The sequence below is a fragment of the Novosphingobium jiangmenense genome (assembly GCF_015694345.1).
In the GTDB taxonomy this organism is placed as follows: Bacteria; Pseudomonadota; Alphaproteobacteria; order Sphingomonadales; family Sphingomonadaceae; genus Novosphingobium; species Novosphingobium jiangmenense.
This window is the reverse complement of sequence record NZ_JADQDC010000028.1, coordinates 1-1,665: the sequence shown is the minus strand read 5'-3', so window position 1 is coordinate 1,665 and position 1,665 is coordinate 1. Positions and strand designations below refer to the sequence as shown.

The following is a 1,665-nucleotide window of genomic DNA, read 5'->3' as shown; positions in this document are numbered from 1 at the left end:
TAGCACATTGGGAACTGGTCTCTCGAAGAGCCGGATTGCCTTGATGAAGGCAAGGGCGCGTAGCGCCCGCAGGCTTCATCAAGGCGGCCATGACCGGCCAGCAGGTCTCTAAAGTGAAGTTGTCGACTCAACCCTTTGGAGACTGACCGACCATGACCAAGCGAAGCCCTACTCCCGCCAACGCCGTGCTGGTAGCCATCGATATGTCCAAGCACCGCCAAGAAGTACTGATCGAACGTCCGGAAGGCGGCCGCCTGCGGCGCATGACTGTGATGGCAACCAAGGCGGACTATGATCGCCTCGCAGCGGACCTCGGAGAGATTGGGCGGCCGATTGTCGTCGGCTTTGAAGCCACCGGTAACTACCATCGCACCCTGGCGCACCGTCTGCTGGCCGCAGGTTTCGAGCTGCGGTTGATTTCGTCGGTTGCGCTGGCCCGAACCCGTGAGGCTTTGCACAACGGCTGGGACAAGAACGATTCCAAAGACGCGCAAGTGATCCTGCATATGCTGCGGATCGGCGCCACCCAGCGCTATGTCGATCCGCTTGCCGCTGGGATCAACGATCTGCAGGAGATGTCGAAGACACACGAAGCTATTTCCAAGGCAAAGACCCAGACCTGGCACCGGATCCTGACGCACTACCTTCCGCTGTACTTCCCGGAGATCGAGCGGTTCGCCGGCAACAGCCGGTCGGACTGGTTCCTGGCCTTGCTCGAGCGGTTTCCTACCCCGGTGAGCATGACATCGCTCGGCTTGGAGGCATTTACGCGCGAGGCCTGGTCGCTGGTCGGCCGCAAGGTCTCCAAGGCTCGCTTAATCAACGATATTTACGAGACCGCTTGCGCATCCATCGCGCTGCCGGTCGACGAGGATTCCGTTGCGATCGCCATGTTCCGCATGGTCATCGCACAAGCACGCAGCCTCATCCGGCAGCGCGACGAGATTGAACGAACCGCCCATGCCCTGCTCGCCGACAACCGCGATTATCAGCTCCTGCGCATGATCCCCGGGATCGGGCCAATCAATGCGCTGACCATCCTCGCGGAGGCTGGCGACCTTCGGCGGTTCGCCCACCATCGCCAGTTCCTCAAGTTCTGCGGACTTGATCTTGCCACCTGCCAGTCCGGCACCTTCCGTGGGCGGACCAAGCTCTCGAAGTACGGTAACGCCCGGCTACGCCGCACCTTCTGGATGGCGACCCAAGTTGCCATCCGCCAGCGCGACAACAGCTTCCGTGACAAGCTCGGTCGATACGTCGCTGGATACGGCAATGACCCCGATCGCCGCCGCAAGGCGATGACTGCACTCACCGCCAAGATGGCGCGCGTTGCTCACGCCGTCATCAAGACGGGAGCCGAGTACCGCCCGTTCGTTGAGCGGGCGGACACCAGATGGAAGGACCCCTCTCTGTCGTGCCGTGAGGGCGCTACGGCGACCCTGTAGATAATGTTCGGGCCTTCCATCTGGCATCCGTATCTCATTTTAAGGACGGTGAGGACCACGACCGGCGCGGCCGCTGGATCCTGTGTTTGCTATGGCCGAGAACGCATTCCTTGACGATGGAAGCCATCTGGATCAAAAAGTCATCAGCGCCGATCACGCTCGGCGCAAAGAGACCTGCTGGCCTTTTCCCGCCGCTGCTTCCCAACCTAGGACGTTGTCG

1 pseudogene is annotated in these 1,665 nt (G+C 61.2%); it reads left to right on the top strand.

The window, feature by feature from the left end:
- Positions 1-152 precede the first annotated feature (152 nt).
- Positions 153-1,449 (top strand): annotated as a pseudogene (locus I2488_RS19375) (IS110 family RNA-guided transposase).
- Positions 1,450-1,665 lie beyond the last annotated feature (216 nt).